The organism is Rhodococcus sp. NPDC057297 (assembly GCF_042667435.1).
GTDB lineage: Bacteria > Actinomycetota > Actinomycetes > Mycobacteriales > Mycobacteriaceae > Rhodococcoides.
Window position 1 is genome coordinate 515462 of record NZ_JBHUZE010000003.1, and the last position, 16237, is coordinate 531698.

The window sequence follows — 16237 nt, forward strand, 5'->3', positions numbered from 1 at the left end:
GCACACTCGTCGTCCTCGCAGGAATCGGTGGAGCAGGTGCTGCGTTGGATCGATGTGATGAAGGGCAGAGAGTTCTCGAAAGGCACACGGTGAGCATCAACTTCCTCGACGAGCAGGCGGGTCACCCGCTCGACGATCCGATTCGCAGTTCACTGCTGGGAGCGCACGCCAGGTTCGCGCGCACGGTGGGCCGCAGTTTCCGCTTCGACCCGGAGGTCGCGCCGTTCCTCGGGCACCCGCCAGTTCTCGAGCAGTCCGATTGGAACGACATCGTCGAACTGTTCGGCCACGGTGAGATCGTGTCGCTGCGCGGCACCGGGCACGTGATTCCCGACGGCTGGGAGCTGATCGACCAGTTCGGCCTCGTCCAGCTCATCGGGACTCATCTCGAGACGCGGCCGTATGCGGATGCCGTCGAACTCGGTGCATCCGATGTTCCGGAGATGCTGGATCTCGTCGACCGCACCAAGCCGGGACCGTTCCTGCCGAGGACGTTCGAGCTCGGAACCTACCTCGGGATCCGTGACGCCGATGCCGGGGGTGCGCTGATCGCGATGGCGGGGGAGCGGATGCACCCGGAGGGGTGGACCGAGATCAGCGCTGTCTGCACCGATTCGGCCTACCGTGGTCGTGGCCTGGCCACCGAACTCGTGCGTGCCGTCGGGCACGGTATCCGGGAACGCGGCGAGAAGCCGTTTCTGCACGCGTCGGCGTCGAACGAGAACGCCATTCGGTTGTACCTGTCCATCGGGTTCGAGCTGCGCCAGCGTTCGGAACTGACGTTGGTACGCACTCCGGCCTGAGGTGTCCATTCGACTCAGGCTGATCCCAATCCTTTTTCCTACCCGGTCCGTGGGGAAAGATAGTTGGTTGATTCAGGCAAGTAACGCCACCTTTTCGTGAAAGAAGGACCATGAGCTCGAACGACGCATCACTGATCTCTCCCGCCGAGGCAGCTTCCGCCACCGCGACATTGATCGACGTCCGAAGTGAGAAGTCGCGAATCGAGTTCGGCACCGTCGCCGGAGCCATCGTCGTCGACAAGGCTGCCGTCGAGGCCGAGTTCGGCGCCGCCGACCGTGATCGTGACGAGCCGATCGTCGTGTTCTGCGGATCCGTCCAGGGCTCCGGCCCCGTCGTCGACGAACTGAAGGGGCTCGGCTACACCGACGTCTCGCACGTGGACGGTGGGTTTCCTGCACTGAAAGAGCACGGCGTCCCCACGGTCGACTGAGTCCATCAGCAGAGAAGGGTGCACACGCAGTGAGCACAGGAAACGGACTACTTCTGGCTGTCGAACTGGACGGCCGCAACGAATCGCCGAGGGCACTGAAGGAAGCGGTGACAGCCGCCGAACGCGCCGGGTTCACACTCGTCACGTTCGGGGATGCGCTCGTTCCCGAAGCCGACGAGGAATACCGCATCGACGCAGGCACTCGTGCCGCGTTCGTCTCGTCCACGACGTCGACGATCGGACTGGGGCCGACGGTCCACACGCTCACCACCGAGCCGTTCTTCCTCGCCACCCAGCTGGCGAGCCTCGATCACACCTCGCACGGACGCGGTGCCTGGGTCGTCGGCGCCGACAATCGCAGCGCAGCCCACGATGCAGTGGGGACCGACGTGCGCGACGCCGACGCGATCACGCGGGAAGTACGCGACGTCGTCGATCTCGCACGGCGACTGTGGGATTCGTGGGAGGACGACGCTGTCATCCGCGACACCGCGACCGGCAGGTACCTCGACCCGGACAAGGTTCACCACGTTCGATTCGAAGGAGAGTTCTTCGACGTCGTCGGACCACTCATCACTCCGCGCTCGCCGCAGGGTCAGATCGTCGTCATCGGTCGCGCGGACCTCGGTATCGCCGATCTGCTCGACATCGTCCTCGTCGACGATCCGACCTCGGCCGCCGAGCACGACCGGCTGGTGTTCGCGGATGTGTCCGTGACGGACGATGTTTCGCCGCTCGTCGGTGTCGTCGACGGAGTGCGGTTCACGCCGGCATCCGCCGAGGAGCTCGGTGACCTTATCGACAGGGTCGCGCCCGCACTGGCCGAGGCAGGGGTACTGCGCCGCCCGGAACCGGGCCGCACACTCCGAGAGAACCTCGGACTCGACCGTCCCGTCAGCCGCTACGCCGTGACGGCACAGAACTAGGAGAACTCTTGTCGACCATCGACAGCCATCCCGACACCGGTGCCGCCTACGACGAGAACGCGCAGATCCACCTCGGAGTCTTCTACCCCGGCATCGGTGCCCAGACCGTGTGGGAGGACCCGAACGCCCCCGACCAGGTCGCCACGGACACGTTCGTCGAGGTCGCGCAGAAGCTCGAACGCGGACTGTTCGACGCCTTCTTCCTCGGTGACGGCCAGCGCGTTCGCGAGAACCGCGGCGCCATCCTGTCCACCGACATCGCGGGCCGGCCCGACGCCATCACCCAACTCGCGGCACTCGCGAGCGTCACCGAGCGCATCGGGCTCGTCGCAACGCAGAACACCACGTACAGCCTGCCGGTCGAACTTGCTCGGCGCCTCGCGAGCCTCGACGCGCTCTCCGAGGGGCGCGCAGGCTGGAACATCGTCACCACCGACAATGCCTGGACCGGTGAGAACTTCCGGCGTGGCGGGTGGCTCGCCCACGAACGTCGATACGAGCGCGCAACACAGGTCGTCGAACTCGCCAAGCAGTACTGGGCCGGTGAGAAGATCGGCTCGGACACCGACCTTCTGACAGCGCACGCGACGCCGAACGTCCCAGCCAGCGCGCAAGGTCGACCGATACTGTTCCAGGCCGGCGACTCGACGGGCGGCCGCGATCTCGCCGCGCGTCACGCCGACGTCGTGTTCTCGGCCAACAACGCCTACGACGACGCCGTCGCCTACGCCCGCGATCTCCGTACCAGAACCGCGGCGTTCGGGCGGGCGGCGGATGCCGTGAGGATTCTGCCCGGCGTGACAGTCGTCCTCGGGGACACTCCCGACGAGGCCGAAGAGAAGGTACGCTGGCTGCGATCCAACGCGCACAACGGTGTTCGCGCCATCGCGTTCCTCGAACACTACTGGGGCAAAGACCTGTCCGCGTACGACCCGGAGGGTCCGCTCCCGGACATCGATCCGGTGGACACCGAGCTCGATCCGTCCAGGGGCACGCTGTCGATCGACGCGCGCACCGGGAAGTTGGACCAGATCGAGCGGTGGCGAAAGCTGGCGTCGGACAAGGGGTTGTCCATCAGAGAGCTCGTTCTCGAAGTATCGCCCGCGTCGCGTTTCCACTCGGGTACGCCGGCCCAGGTTGCCGACCGCTGGACCGAGCTGGTGCGCCACCGCGTCGTCGACGGATTCAACATCAACCCCTACCACCTGCGCGACGGTATCGACGACCTCGTCGACAAACTCGTTCCTGCCCTTCAGGAACGTGGCGTCCACCGCACCGAATACACATCCACCACATTGCGTGGCCACCTCGGTCTGGACGACGAGCACGCCGCATCGGACCGAAAAGCGTCGTGACCTACTCAGCAGCGGAGAACCGCTACGGCAACGCGCAGTTCCGCCGAAGCGGCAGAAGCGGATTGACGCTTCCCGAGTTCTCGCTCGGTCTGTGGCAGAACTTCGGCGACAACCGCAATTTCGAGACCCAGCGCGAGATCATCCTCCATGCCTTCGATCTGGGAATCACGCACTTCGATCTCGCCAACCGCTACGGTCCACCGTTCCGTGCCGCGGAGAAAGTGTTCGGTCGCGTACTCGGTAGCGATCTCGGGAAGTACCGCGACGAGATCGTCATCGCATCGAAGGCAGGCAACCCCATCGGCGCGAGCCCGTACCTGGCCGGTGGCGGACGGAAGACACTGCTCGATTCCATCGACATCACCCTGCGTGACCTGGGGGTAGATCACGTCGACATCTTCTACTCGCACAGCCCGGACCTCGACACGCCGCTGGAAGAGACCATCGGAGCCCTGGCCTCCATCGTGGCGCAGGGCAAAGCCCACTACATCGGCATCTCCAACTACACCGCCGAGCGCGCTCACGACGCGGCGATCATCGCGGAGAAGCTGGGCACACCTCTGCTCGTGCACCAATCCAGGTACTCCATCTTCGATCGGACCGTCGAACGGAGTGGTCACCTGGACACTGCAGCTCAGGACGGCACCGGTGTGGTCGCCTACTCGCCGCTGGCACAGGGACTGCTCACCGACAAGTACCTGCAGGGCACCGTGCCGGCGGATTCACGCGCCGCCGACAGTGCTTTCCTGAACGCCGACGACATCTCCGACGTCTACCTCGCGCGAGCCGCCGCGCTGAACAAGATCGCACAAGCACGTGGTCAGTCGTTACCTCAGCTGGCGTTGCAGTGGGTTCTTCGCCGTCCGGAGATCACCACTGCGCTCATCGGTGCGAGCTCGACCGCTCAACTCGAACACAACCTGGCAGCAACCACTTTCGCCGATCTGGACGACGCCGAGCTCGCCGCCGTCGACGAGCACGGAGTGCACGGAACGGTGCTGCGCCCGAAGAAATAGCGCGTCCACCCGATGGTGCATCATGTGAAGTGTGACCGACGAGCCGCCTGCTGGACCCGCTACCCGTCCGGACGAACGATTCACCCTGGCCAGCGAACGCACCTTCCTGGCGTGGATGCGCACGTCGCTCGGCTTGCTCGCAGGCGGTATCGCCATCGTCCACCTCGTTCCCGACTTCAGCACGGGGTGGGTGAGAACGACACTCGGACTGGTGTTGATCGGGTTGGCGGCCTCGGCCGCGGCCGTCGGATTGCGACGTTGGTCGAAAGTCCGCCGGGCACTCGAAGCCGGAGCGCCGATGCCCGACGCCAAGGAACTCTGGGTGTTCGCCGTCGGAATCGGTGCAGTTGCCGTCCTGGCCGGAATTGTCACGGTGCTGGGGATCCGCTAGCCCACCGTTTCCATCGGGAGTGCACAATCGAGGTACTAGTGACTTTCGACGAGGGAGTAGCGCGTGGCACAGGCTTTGAAACTCGGATACAAGGCGTCGGCAGAGCAGTTCGGTCCACGTGAACTCGTGGAACTGGGCGTACTCGCCGAGCAGCACGGCATGGACTCGGCGACGGTCAGCGACCACTTCCAGCCGTGGCGTCACGAAGGCGGACACGCACCGTTCTCGCTCGCATGGATGACGGCCGTCGGCGAGCGAACCACGACCATCCAGCTCGGCACCTCGGTCCTCACCCCGACCTTCCGCTACAACCCGTCCGTCATCGCCCAGGCATTCGCCACGATGGGCTGCCTGTACCCGGGACGCATCATGCTCGGCGTCGGCACCGGAGAAGCACTCAACGAGATCGCCACCGGGTTCACCGGAGAATGGCCCGAATTCAAGGAACGCTTCGCGCGCCTCCGCGAGTCCGTTCGTCTGATGCGAGAACTGTGGCTCGGTGATCGCGTCGACTTCGACGGCGAGTACTACACGACCAAGGGCGCGTCGATCTACGACGTCCCCGAAGGCGGAATCCCCGTCTACATCGCCGCAGGCGGACCCGTCGTCGCCCGGTACGCAGGCCGCGCAGGCGACGGCTTCATCTGCACTTCCGGCAAGGGCATGGAGCTCTACACCGACAAGCTGCTTCCCGCCGTCGAAGAGGGCGCAGGCAAAGCCGAACGCGACGCAGGCGACATCGACAAGATGATCGAAATCAAGATCTCCTACGACACCGACCCGGACCTCGCGCTGGAGAACACCCGATTCTGGGCGCCACTGTCACTGACCCCGGAGCAGAAGCACTCCATCGACGACCCGATCGAAATGGAGAAAGCAGCCGACGAACTGCCCATCGAGCAGGTCGCCAAGCGGTGGATCGTCGCCTCCGACCCCGACGAGGCCGTGGAGAAGGTCAAGCAGTACACCGACGCGGGCCTGAACCACCTCGTCTTCCACGCCCCCGGACACGACCAGAAGCGCTTCCTCGAACTCTTCGAGCGCGACCTGTCGCCGCGGCTGCGCAAGTTGGGTTAGTTCGACCGCTCCCCGCCGGCATGGATGTGCCACCGCAACGCGTAGGCGGTGGCACGTCCATGCGGGTGGTCAGGGCTGCACGGCCGCCAGTTCGAACATGCGCATGTCCCGGTCGGTGCGGTTCTTGTACTCCCCGTAGACGCGGACCATGTCGTTGAACGCCGCGTAGATGCGAGCTTTCTCCGCGCCGACGACGGGGGTGGCGGTGACGGGGATCTTCTTGCCCCCGATGGCGACGGTGGCGTTGGGGTCGGCGAGGAGGTTCGACGTCCATGCCGGGTGGTGCTGTTGCCCGAAGTTGCTGCCGACGACGTACAGCTTGTCGCTCTCGCGGTAGTACAGCAGCGGGGACGTTCTGGGTCGACCGGATTTGCGGCCGGTCGTCGTCAGGAGCACCACCGGCGCGGCGATGGGACCGAGGATCGTGAACCGGCCGTTCGTTCGCTCGAGCAGCCTGCGGTCGACGCCTGCGAGGTTCCGGATCACCCACGATCCTGGTTTGGTCGCGGCGAACGCGACGGCGGGTGTGCGGATGAAGCTCGTTTCGCTGCCCCAGCGCACATCGGGAAACGGTGATTCGGCCATGACCGATCTGACTACCGCAGGTCACCTTCTGTCAACAGCGGAACCAGTACGCTGACTCCCATGGCCGAGCCTGCATCGAGCATCTACATCGCCTCACCCGAGGGCGACACCGGTAAGTCGACCATTGCACTCGGAGTGCTCCAGATGCTGTGTGCGTCTGCGGCGCGGGTCGGTGTCTTTCGGCCCATCGCGAGGTCGACGACGGAAACCGACTACATTCTGGAACTTCTCGTCGATCACACGACGGCGGATCTGTCCTACGAGCAGTCACTCGGCGTCACCTACGAGGCCGTGCACGCCGATCCCGACGCCGCTCTCGGTGAAATCGTCGCACGCTTCCACGACGTCGCCGCGCAATGCGATGCCGTGGTGATCGTCGGCAGCGATTTCACGGACGTCGGCAGCCCGTCGGAGCTGAGCTTCAACGCCCGTGTCGCTGCCAATCTCGGTGCGCCTGTGCTGCTTGCACTTCGAGGTTCGGAACGGTCGACGGGGGAGATCGTCCAGTTGGCACAGTTGTGTCAGGCCGAGCTTCGCCAGCACCACGCGCACCTCGCCGCGATCGTCGCCAATCGATGCGACCCCGACAAGCTCGACGAGGTGACCGAAGCGTTGGCACCGCTCGGAGTGCCGGCGTGGAGCCTGCCGGAGATCCCGCTGCTGATCGCTCCGACGATGGCCGAGCTGCTCGAGGCCGTCGATGGAAAGCTCTACAGCGGAGACCCCGAGCTCATGCAGCGCGAAGCGCTTCGGGTCATGGTCGGCGGTATGACGGCCGAGCACATCCTCGAGCGTCTGACGGATTCGGTGGTCGTCATCGCCCCGGCCGACCGCTCGGACGTGCTGCTGGCACTGGTCAACGCCCATGAAGCAGAGGGCTTTCCCTCGCTCGCCGGCATCATCATGAACGGGGGCATCGAGCCGCACCCGGCGATCGCAAGGCTCGTGTCCGGTCTCGGACCCAAACTGCCGATCCTGACGACCGATCTCGGTACGTTCGACACCGCCTCCGCGGCCGCGAAAGCACGTGGCCGGGTGGCCGTCGGCTCGCAGCGCAAGGTGGACACCGCACTGAGCCTGATGGAACAGCGCGTCGACGCACGGGCCCTGCTGGATCGGCTGGAGCTGAGCATCCCGTCGATCACCACCCCGCAGATGTTCGAATATCAGCTGATTCACCGGGCTCGTGCCGATCAGAAACACATCGTGCTCCCCGAGGGCGGAGACGACCGTATCCTGCGTGCGGCGGGCAGGCTGCTGCAGCGGCAGGTGGCCACGTTGACGATCCTCGGCGAGGAAGGCCCCATCCGGCGTCGTGCTGCGGAACTCGGCGTCGACCTCGGTGACGCGCAGGTGCTCGACCCCAAGACGTCGGATTACGCCGAGGACTTCGCCGCCGAGTACACCGAACTACGCAAGCACAAGGGCATGCGCATCGAGCGGGCACGCGAGATCATGACCGACATCTCGTACTTCGGAACCATGATGGTGTACAAGGGAATTGCCGACGGCATGGTGTCGGGTGCCGCCCACACCACAGCTCACACGATCCGTCCGTCGTTCGAGATCATCAAGACGGCTGACGGCGTCGACACCGTCTCGAGCATCTTTCTGATGTGCTTGTCCGACCGCGTTCTCGCCTACGGCGACTGCGCTATCGTGCCGGACCCGACGGCCGAACAGCTCGCTGACATCGCGATCTCGTCGGCGACGACATCGGCTCAGTTCGGTATCGAGCCCCGCATCGCGATGCTGTCCTACTCCACCGGGGACTCGGGAACCGGCGCCGACGTCGACAAGGTGCGCGAGGCCACCAGGCTCGTGCGTGAACGAAACCCGGAACTGCTCGTGGAGGGTCCGATTCAGTACGACGCAGCGATCGAGCCGTCCGTCGCGAAGTCCAAGCTGCCCGATTCCGACGTCGCCGGCCGCGCAACGGTGTTCATCTTCCCGGACCTCAACACGGGAAACAACACCTACAAGGCGGTGCAGCGGAGCGCGGGTGCCGTCGCGGTCGGGCCGGTCCTGCAGGGTCTACGCAAACCTGTCAACGATCTCTCTCGCGGCGCACTCGTCGAGGACATCGTGAACACCGTTGCCATCACGGCTATCCAAGCACAGGGGCAGCAGGCATGAGCGTTCTCGTCGTCAACTCCGGCTCGTCGTCGGTGAAGTTCCAACTGGTCGAACCCGAGACCGGCCGGTCCGTCGCCTCCGGGCTGGTCGAGCAGATAGGGGAGCCGGAAGGCCGCGTCGTCCTCGAGTTCCACGGCGAGGAGACCGAGAACCGCCGGGAAATAGCGGATCACGGTGTCGGTCTCGCCGTCGCGTTCGACATGCTGGAGAACGCGGGAGTGGAGCTGGGTTCCGACGTGACGGCGGTGGGTCACCGCGTCGTACACGGCGGTGAGATCTTCTATCGGCCGACACTGATCGACGACGAAGTGGTGAAGCAGATTTCCGACCTCAGTGCGCTTGCGCCGCTGCACAATCCACCGAACGTGCTCGGTATCGAGGTTGCCCGCGAGCAACTGCCGTCGATCCCGCACGTCGCCGTGTTCGACACCGCGTTCTTCCATTCGCTGCCCGCCGCCGCGGCCACGTATGCGATCGACCGAGAGGTGGCCAGGAAGAACGGGATCAGGCGCTACGGCTTCCACGGCACGTCGCACGAGTACGTCTCCGGTCGGGTGTCGGAGTTCCTCGGCCGAGACGACCTGAACCAGATCGTGTTGCACCTGGGCAACGGAGCGTCGGTGTCGGCTGTCCGCAGCGGCGTTCCGATCGACACGTCGATGGGTCTGACACCCCTGGAAGGCTTGGTCATGGGCACTCGCAGCGGTGACATCGACCCCGGCGTCGTCATGCACCTGCGGCGCAACGCGGACATGGACGTCGACGCGATCGATGAATTGCTGAACAGGCATTCCGGGCTCAAAGGACTGGCAGGTGTCAACGACTTTCGAGTGCTCGCTCAGAAGATCGACGAAGGTGACGACAATGCCGCACTTGCCTACGACGTCTACATTCACCGACTCCGCAAGTACATCGGCGCGTACATGGTGAATCTGGGCCGTCTCGACGCCATCACGTTCACGGCAGGCGTCGGCGAAAACGCCTCCGCTGTGCGCGCGGACGCACTGGCATCCTTGGAAGGGTTCGGCATCGTCGTCGACCCCGAGCGAAATGCCGTACGCAGCAAAGACGCTCGCGTGATCTCGGCCGATGACTCGGCGGTGACCGTCCTCGTCGTCCCGACCGACGAAGAGCTCGCCATCGCCCGCGCCACCGAACAGGTCGTGTCGGAGCAGAACGTGTCAGAGCAGAACGTGTCAGAGCAGAACGTGTCAGAAGAGTGACTGTGGCCTGATGGCGTTGGCGAGGTCGACGAGCGTGTAGCGGTGCGCGCGGTCGGTCGCGTTCCGGGCAAGGGCGCGTAGCCCGGTCTCGGTGCCCGAGCGCAGGCCCGTCTCGGTGAACGGAGCGCCGAGAATCGGCTCACGTTCGGCTTCGACAGCATGGCCGGACCGAACCCAGTCCATTGCCATCGCCAACACCAGTGTGCGCATCTGCAACGCTCGTGGTTCTCGCCGCGGGAGCATGGCGACACGTCTCGCGGCCTCGCGGAAATCGTCCTCCTCGAGGTCGGGGGACGGCCGATCCATCAACAGCGTCAGCACACTCGTCATACGAGCGACGGCGTAGTGCCGCGAGCTGATGGGAACCTGATCCAGCACTCCGACAGCCGCGGTGGGGTCGCTGCGGTACATCATCTGGCGCGCAAGGCCGAAGGCGGAGCTGACGACGGCGCGGTTGGTGCGCCACACCGAGAGATAGTACGACTCGGCGCAGGCCCGCCACTTCTCGCGCTCTTCCGGATCCTGGACCGACGTGCCCTCCATGATCAGCTCGGCGCTCGCCGCCAGGGCAATCTTGGGCGCCAGCTCACCCGGCATCGCATCCAGAACGTTCTCGAAATGTGTGGATGCATCCGAGAACTCGTTGCGCAACAGGTCGAGAAGGCCGGAGTACCACTCGACGCGCCACGGATCGGGGCCGTCGGTGATCACCTGGTTCAGCACCGACTGCGCGGTCCCGGTATCTCCGAGGTCGATGTGTGCCTTCACCTCCGCGAGCGTGATCTCGAGCCCGCCCGGCGATCCGTCGGCGAACCTCTCGATACCGTTACGGCGCGCGTGCGCAAGGGAATCCAGCGTCTGCTGCGGTTCGCTGTGCACCGCCGCCGCCAGCAGAGGCGCACTCGGATCGAGTGGATCGACCAGTGGAACAGGAAGGGCGGAGACGACGTCGCGGGCGCTTATCCTGTCGCCGCGCACCTTGCCGTCGACGTACGTGTCGGTGCGCCCGACGGACTCCTCGGTGCCGAACGTGGTGCGCGGCGGACTGAACGCCGTCGACAGGCCTGGACGTTCCGTTCCGGTCTGCAGAGACAGAATTTCCCGGAGCACACCGGTGGCTTGGCTGGCCAGCACATCCGCGGTGGAGAAACGCTGTGCTGGATCGGGATTAGTGGCACGCAGCAGCAATCGATGGAACGAGGGGTACTTGCGGAGCAGTTCGTGATCGTCCGGCGACGGTATGCCCGGGTCGTACTTCCCCTTCGTCTGAGGCATGTCCAGAGTGAGAACCGCCAGCGTGCGCCCGACGGTGTAGATGTCCGATGCGACCGTCGGGCCGGTCTCGACGATCTCCGGTGCCTGATACCCGGCGGTGCCGTAGAGATACCCGAAATCCTCGATACCCGCGACCGCGCCGAGGTCGATGAGCTTGATCTGATCGTCGGTGACCATGATGTTCTCGGGCTTGAGATCGTTGTACACCAACCCGATGGAGTGGAGGTAGGACAGCGCGGGCAGTACTTCCAGAACGTAGGCGATGGCTTGTTCCACCGGCATCCGAACCCGCGCACCCGACTCCGCGTCCTTGCGCGAGGACAGGATGTCGCGCAGCGAACGCCCACCCACGTACTCCATGACGATGAACCCGATGCGGGTGCCGTCGGTGCGTGGCTGCTCGACGAAGTTGTAGATCTTCACGACACCCGGATGCGCCACCTCCGCGAGGAATTGACGCTCGGCTACGGCGACCGCGTGGGCTTCGTCGTCGCCGAAGTGCAACAGACCCTTCAACACCACCCAGCGATCGCTGACATTGCGGTCGATGGCCAGGTAGATCCAACCGAGACCACCGTGAGCGATGCACCCCTGCACCTCGTACTGCCCGACGACGAGATCGCCCGGCTCGAGCAACGGCGTGAAATCGTACGTCGAACCGCAGTGAGGACAGATGCCCGACGGCATGTCCGGCTCGCCATCGGCGCTGCGGCCTACCGGTGAATTGCATTTCCAGCAGAACCGTTTGCGTTGCGGAACAGTGGGATCGGACATCACCGCCGTCGCCGGGTCGACGGGATCGACGCGAGGAATGTCCACCAGGCCTGCGCCGAGGCGTCGGCGAGGATCCGTTCGATTCGACCGACTCGGCCTCGTCCTCCCGGACGTGCGCGACGAACGAACCTGCGATACAGGAGAAGCCTGGGTTCGGTCGGCGGCCTGGGTTCGGTCGGCGGCCTGGGTGCGCTCGGATGCTTCGGTTCGGGCGACTGCTTCGGTTCGGGCGACTGCTTCTGTTCGGGACACGGCTTCGGTTCGGGACACGGCTTCGGTCCGCTGTGAGGGTGCGGTGGCTCGACCGGTCGGGGTCTCGGGGTCTCTGGTGCTCATGTCAGTCCACGTACTGGGGAAACGGCGGGCCGGGCGAGCTGCCCAGGACGGAAAGCCAACGGTTGTAGAGGCGGTTCCAGGTTCCGTCACCGCGGATTCGCTCCAGGGTGCCGTTGACGAACCGCACCAGATCCTCACTCTCCTTCTTGATTCCGACACCGTACGGTTCGGGGCTCAGGCTCTCGCCGACGAGTTCCAGGTACGGGTCCTGGGCGGCGAGGCCGGCGAGGATGGTGTCGTCGGTGCTGATGGCGTCGACCTGGCGCTGTTGGAGGACGACGAGGCAATCCGACCACATCGCTGCCGTGGTGATCTGCGCTGTCGGGACGATGCGTTGCAGCCGTCGCAGCGACGTCGTTCCGTCCACCGCGCACACTCTCCGGTTCGCCAGGTCCGCAACGCCGTTGATGCCGGAATTCTTGACCGCGAGCACCCTGTGCTGCGCCTGGAAGTACACCGTCGAGAACGACACTTCCTGTTTGCGCGCGCAGGTGATGGTCATTGTCTTGACTACGACGTCGACCGTCGAGTTCTGCAGTGCCTCGATGCGTTCCGCCGAGGTCAGGATGCGGAAGTCCACTCGATCCGGATCGCCGAACAGGTCGCGGGAGATCTCGCGCGCGATGTCGACGTCGAAGCCGACGAGTTTGCCGGTCATCGGATCACGAAAGCTGAAAAGGTTGCTGCCGGTGTCCAGCCCGACGATCAGTCGACCGCGCTCTCTGATCTGGTCGACGGTCGGAGACGGTGGCGTGTTCTCCGGGGCAAGACCGGCCTGTCCCGGTCCGAACTGCAGGGGACGAAGACTGGCCGTCGGGCGCGCGCACTGCGGGTCGGGAGAGTCGACTTGCGGTGCATCCGTGGCGGGCCCCGCTCCGTCGGGCATGGGCGGTTCGGTGTAGCTGATGTCCGGCTCGGGCGGCAGCGCCTCCGGTGCAACGCAACTGGTGGTGAGCAGACCCACGAGGATCGCAGCGACGACGAGAAGGGTTCGGTTCACAGGTACTCACGCAACCTTGGAACGAGACCGCCTGCGACACCCGCCGCAGCGGCGATCGTGAGGACGATGGCTCCGGAGCTCAACGCGACGAGAGAGGTCTTGGCCCGCTCGACGTTGCCTCGAAGCTCGGTACGGCCCTGCTCGATACCGGCGATCAGCATGTCGTCGAGAGCCTTGAACTGAACCGCGGAATCCGCGACGCCGCTTCCCGTCGCGATGGTGACGGCGGTGTTGAAATCGCCGACGGCCAACGCGTCGTCGATCCGTTGGTGCGCGGTCTTCCACTTGGCCAGCGACTCCGTCATCGCCGCGTCACCGTGGAACAGATCGGCCAGTTGCTGCGTGTTGTCGTTGAATTCGGCGTCGTACTCGCGTGTGCTGCCGCGGCGCACGAGGTTGAGCGTCTCGTCGGACCTCGCCTGCTGAGCGAGGATGAACCCCGTGGTGAGCTTCTGCAACGGGGTGACACCACGGTCGAGCGCACGATCGGTCGCGGTCGCGGAGATGAGCCCGGCCACGAGCATCCACCCGAGGAGCACCGTCACCAGACCGGACGCCGTGAGAAACCCCCAGTTCAGCGTCCGGTGCGTGCGCCGCGACAAGTACATCTGTGCCAACACCAGCAATCCGAGGACGACGATGATCGTCGCGATCGCGAACACCGGTGGGTGCACGAATCTTTCCTGATCGGCCGACACCCGCGACGCCTGTGCCGTGTACAGCCCTTCGGCTCGCGGGAGCAGCGAGGTCTGCATCAGCGTGGACGCCTCACCGAGATACGACGATCCGACGGGGTTGCCACTTCGATTGTTGGATCGGGCGGTCTCGACGAGGCCCGTGTATACCGGCAGTGCCGCACCGATCTCCGTGAGAGCTTCCCTGGCCTCGGTGTCGGACTCGCCGAGGCCACCGGACGCACGGATCAGCTCGGTGCCTGCGTCACCGATGGCCTGCGCATACCGGTCACGCACCGCCTGAGGTTCCAGGCCACCCGAGATGAATGCCGTCGACGCCGCGGCATCCGCGACCGACAGGGCGCCGTACAGATTCTGCGCGGAATTGGCCAGCGGCTCGGTGCGCACCAACAACGAATCGAGAGTGGACTCGCGATCGGACACAGCCTCGCTCGTCACGAACCCCGTCGCGACCAGCAACACGATGAGCAGACCGCCCATGGCGATCATGCGCGCAGGCGTCGACCGTGCCAGGCGCCGCAACTCGCGCCGCGAGTCGCTCTCCGAGGCCGTGGTGGCCGTCGTGGGAGGTACGGCAGCAGTAGGTGTAGTGCCGACCACGTTCACAGGTTCGAGCATATAAGTTTCCGCCCGCGGTGCGTACGTGGACGGCGAACACACCGAAGGTCCAGTCCCCTAAGGTGTGGAGGTATGCGCGGCGACGGTGACGGGTGGGTAGTCGGGGAGAACGGCACGCGGCACTGGGGAAGGTACGGAGCCGCAGGTCTGCTCCTTCGTGCACCGTCCGCGGACGGCGAGCCGACAGTACTGCTTCAACACCGCGCCCTCTGGAGCCACCAGGGCGGAACGTGGGCGCTTCCCGGCGGCGCGAAGGACTCGCACGAGAGCGCAGTGACGGCCGCCGTACGCGAAGCCGACGAAGAAGCAGGAATCGGCGCGGCTCGGCTGAACGTCCGCGGAGAGAAGCTCACCGCGACGGCTCCCAGTGGCTGGACGTACACCACCGTCGTCGCCGACACCGACGCACAGCTGCTCACCACCCCGAACGGTGAAAGCACCGAACTGCGTTGGGTTCCTGAAAGCATGGTCGACGCCCTACCGCTGCACCCCGGCTTCGCGGCGAGCTGGCCCACCTTGCGGACCGAACCCCTGCGCGTCCTTCTGGACACCGCAAACGTGCTCGGCTCCCGCCCCAACGGCTGGTGGAAAGACCGCAGCGGCGCAACAGGAGACCTGCTGACCTCTCTCGCCGACGCGCTGCCACGCACCGTCGAACTTCCGGGCGGCACCTACGGGTGGCTCACCACCATCGAAGCCGTCCTCGAAGGCGACGCGCGCGCAGCCCGATTCGACGACGCCAGAGTCCCCGTCATCCATGCGTCGGGCAGCGGCGACGACGAACTCGCCAGGCGCGCACACGACGGCAGCGCGTTGACCGCGCTCGTCACCGCAGATCGCGGCCTGAAAGAACGGCTTCCGACGGCGGTGCAGGTGCTCCCGCCGTCGACTGTCCTCGGCTGGTTGAGCTAGTTGCTCTTCAGCTTCTCCGCCAGCGCCTGAGCTGCAGCCTGCGGGTCGCGGGCCTGTGTGATGGCGCGGACGACGACAACACGGTCCGCGCCGGCCGCAAGAACCTCGTCGACGTTGTCGGCGTCGATTCCGCCGATGGCGAACCATGGCCGAGACGGAGCCGAGTCGGCCGTGCTGCGCAGAAGTTCCAGACCCGCAGCCTTGCGATTCGGTTTCGTCGGCGTCGCCCACACGGGCCCGGTCGCGAAGTAGTCCACACCGTCCTCGATGGCGGCAAGACTCGCCTGGCTACGGTTCTGCGTCGAGCGCCCGATCACCACGTCGGGTCCCAGAATCTGCCGCGCGTAATGCACCGGCAGGTCGCCTTGGCCCAGATGCAGGACATCGGCGTTGGATGCCAGCGCCAGGTCCGCCCGGTCGTTGACGGCCAGCAGCGCGCCATGACGCCGTGTCGCCGCGGACAGAACGGCCAGCGCAGCCAGTTCGTCCTTGGCCTCCAGCGGACCGAACTCGCGCTCACCGGCGGAGTTCTTGTCGCGAAGCTGAATGATGTCGACGCCGCCGGACAGTGCCGCCTCGGCGAACTGGGCCAGATCGCCGAGCTCGCGCCTGGCGTCGGTGCACAGGTACAGGCGGGCAGAGTTCAAGCGTTCACGGGAGCTCTGAGTGGGATGCACGTCTCCA

General features: G+C 65.5%; 15 protein-coding genes. 10 read left to right on the forward strand and 5 right to left on the reverse strand.

The genetic code is table 11. The annotated features are described in order from the left end of the window. Positions 1–89: 89 nt before the first annotated feature. The 7 genes from ACFULT_RS12430 (at position 90) to fgd (ending at position 5999) form a co-directional block, all read left to right on the forward strand. Positions 90–803 (forward strand): GNAT family N-acetyltransferase, encoded by a 714-nt coding sequence (locus tag ACFULT_RS12430; RefSeq protein ID WP_378481686.1) that lies wholly within the window; start codon positions 90–92, stop codon positions 801–803. A gap of 110 nt (positions 804–913) precedes the next feature. Further along, complete coding sequence (locus ACFULT_RS12435) at positions 914–1234, forward strand: rhodanese-like domain-containing protein (protein WP_378481601.1); 321 nt, start codon at positions 914–916, stop codon at positions 1232–1234. A gap of 29 nt (positions 1235–1263) precedes the next feature. Beyond that, on the forward strand, positions 1264–2160 hold the full coding sequence (locus ACFULT_RS12440; protein WP_019663263.1) for an LLM class flavin-dependent oxidoreductase: 897 nt from the start codon (positions 1264–1266) through the stop codon (positions 2158–2160). Between the two features lie 8 nt (positions 2161–2168). Further along, a complete protein-coding gene (locus tag ACFULT_RS12445; protein ID WP_378481602.1) occupies positions 2169–3515 on the forward strand; it encodes an LLM class flavin-dependent oxidoreductase in 1347 nt (448 codons plus the stop codon). Further along, positions 3512–4531, forward strand: coding sequence for an aldo/keto reductase (locus tag ACFULT_RS12450; RefSeq protein WP_378481603.1), 1020 nt, complete (start codon positions 3512–3514; stop codon positions 4529–4531). The genes ACFULT_RS12445 and ACFULT_RS12450 overlap by 4 nt, the downstream gene beginning before the upstream one ends. 31 nt (positions 4532–4562) lie before the next feature. After that, positions 4563–4922, forward strand: a complete 360-nt coding sequence (locus ACFULT_RS12455) for a YidH family protein (RefSeq protein WP_037107572.1) — start codon at positions 4563–4565, stop codon at positions 4920–4922. Between the two features lie 63 nt (positions 4923–4985). Next, positions 4986–5999 (forward strand): glucose-6-phosphate dehydrogenase (coenzyme-F420), encoded by a 1014-nt coding sequence (gene fgd / locus ACFULT_RS12460; protein ID WP_037107569.1) that lies wholly within the window; start codon positions 4986–4988, stop codon positions 5997–5999. A gap of 69 nt (positions 6000–6068) precedes the next feature. Here fgd and ACFULT_RS12465 read toward each other — a convergent pair whose 3' ends face one another. Then, entirely contained in the window at positions 6069–6584 is a 516-nt protein-coding gene (locus ACFULT_RS12465) for a nitroreductase/quinone reductase family protein (RefSeq protein WP_019663268.1), read from the reverse strand. A gap of 60 nt (positions 6585–6644) precedes the next feature. Here ACFULT_RS12465 and pta point away from each other — a divergent pair, with 60 nt between their 5' ends. Beyond that, positions 6645–8720, forward strand: a complete 2076-nt coding sequence (gene pta, locus ACFULT_RS12470) for a phosphate acetyltransferase (RefSeq protein WP_378481604.1) — start codon at positions 6645–6647, stop codon at positions 8718–8720. After that, positions 8717–9943, forward strand: coding sequence for an acetate kinase (locus ACFULT_RS12475; protein WP_378481605.1), 1227 nt, complete (start codon positions 8717–8719; stop codon positions 9941–9943). The genes pta and ACFULT_RS12475 overlap by 4 nt, the downstream gene beginning before the upstream one ends. Here the strand turns inward: ACFULT_RS12475 and ACFULT_RS12480 are convergent. The 3 genes from ACFULT_RS12480 to ACFULT_RS12490 are packed head-to-tail and all read right to left on the reverse strand — an operon-like array spanning position 9932 to position 14641. Then, complete coding sequence (locus ACFULT_RS12480; RefSeq protein WP_378481606.1) at positions 9932–12328, reverse strand: tetratricopeptide repeat protein; 2397 nt, start codon at positions 12326–12328, stop codon at positions 9932–9934. The genes ACFULT_RS12475 and ACFULT_RS12480 overlap by 12 nt on opposite strands. A 1-nt stretch (position 12329) precedes the next feature. Next, the gene (locus tag ACFULT_RS12485; RefSeq protein WP_378481607.1) at positions 12330–13328 is read right to left on the reverse strand and encodes a glutamate ABC transporter substrate-binding protein; all 999 of its coding nucleotides are present in this window, start codon (positions 13326–13328) and stop codon (positions 12330–12332) included. Next, positions 13325–14641 (reverse strand): hypothetical protein, encoded by a 1317-nt coding sequence (locus ACFULT_RS12490; protein WP_378481608.1) that lies wholly within the window; start codon positions 14639–14641, stop codon positions 13325–13327. The genes ACFULT_RS12485 and ACFULT_RS12490 overlap by 4 nt, the downstream gene beginning before the upstream one ends. A 72-nt stretch (positions 14642–14713) precedes the next feature. On the opposite strand from ACFULT_RS12490, the gene ACFULT_RS12495 reads away from it, so the two are divergent. After that, on the forward strand, positions 14714–15553 hold the full coding sequence (locus tag ACFULT_RS12495) for an NUDIX hydrolase (protein ID WP_094720682.1): 840 nt from the start codon (positions 14714–14716) through the stop codon (positions 15551–15553). Here ACFULT_RS12495 and thiE read toward each other — a convergent pair. Then, positions 15550–16230, reverse strand: a complete 681-nt coding sequence (gene thiE, locus ACFULT_RS12500; protein ID WP_378481609.1) for a thiamine phosphate synthase — start codon at positions 16228–16230, stop codon at positions 15550–15552. The genes ACFULT_RS12495 and thiE overlap by 4 nt on opposite strands. Between the last annotated feature and the right edge of the window lie 7 nt (positions 16231–16237).

Bases quoted from the DNA above. Each gene is read 5' to 3' on its own strand.
- ACFULT_RS12490 (WP_378481608.1), bottom strand. From the start codon at position 14,641: ATGCTCGAACCTGTGAACGTGGTCGGCACTACACCTACTGCTGCCGTA.
- ACFULT_RS12465 (WP_019663268.1), bottom strand. From the start codon at position 6,584: ATGGCCGAATCACCGTTTCCCGATGTGCGCTGGGGCAGCGAAACGAGC.
- ACFULT_RS12475 (WP_378481605.1), top strand. From the start codon at position 8,717: ATGAGCGTTCTCGTCGTCAACTCCGGCTCGTCGTCGGTGAAGTTCCAA.
- ACFULT_RS12495 (WP_094720682.1), top strand. From the start codon at position 14,714: ATGCGCGGCGACGGTGACGGGTGGGTAGTCGGGGAGAACGGCACGCGG.
- ACFULT_RS12435 (WP_378481601.1), top strand. From the start codon at position 914: ATGAGCTCGAACGACGCATCACTGATCTCTCCCGCCGAGGCAGCTTCC.
- ACFULT_RS12480 (WP_378481606.1), bottom strand. From the start codon at position 12,328: ATGAGCACCAGAGACCCCGAGACCCCGACCGGTCGAGCCACCGCACCC.
- pta (WP_378481604.1), top strand. From the start codon at position 6,645: ATGGCCGAGCCTGCATCGAGCATCTACATCGCCTCACCCGAGGGCGAC.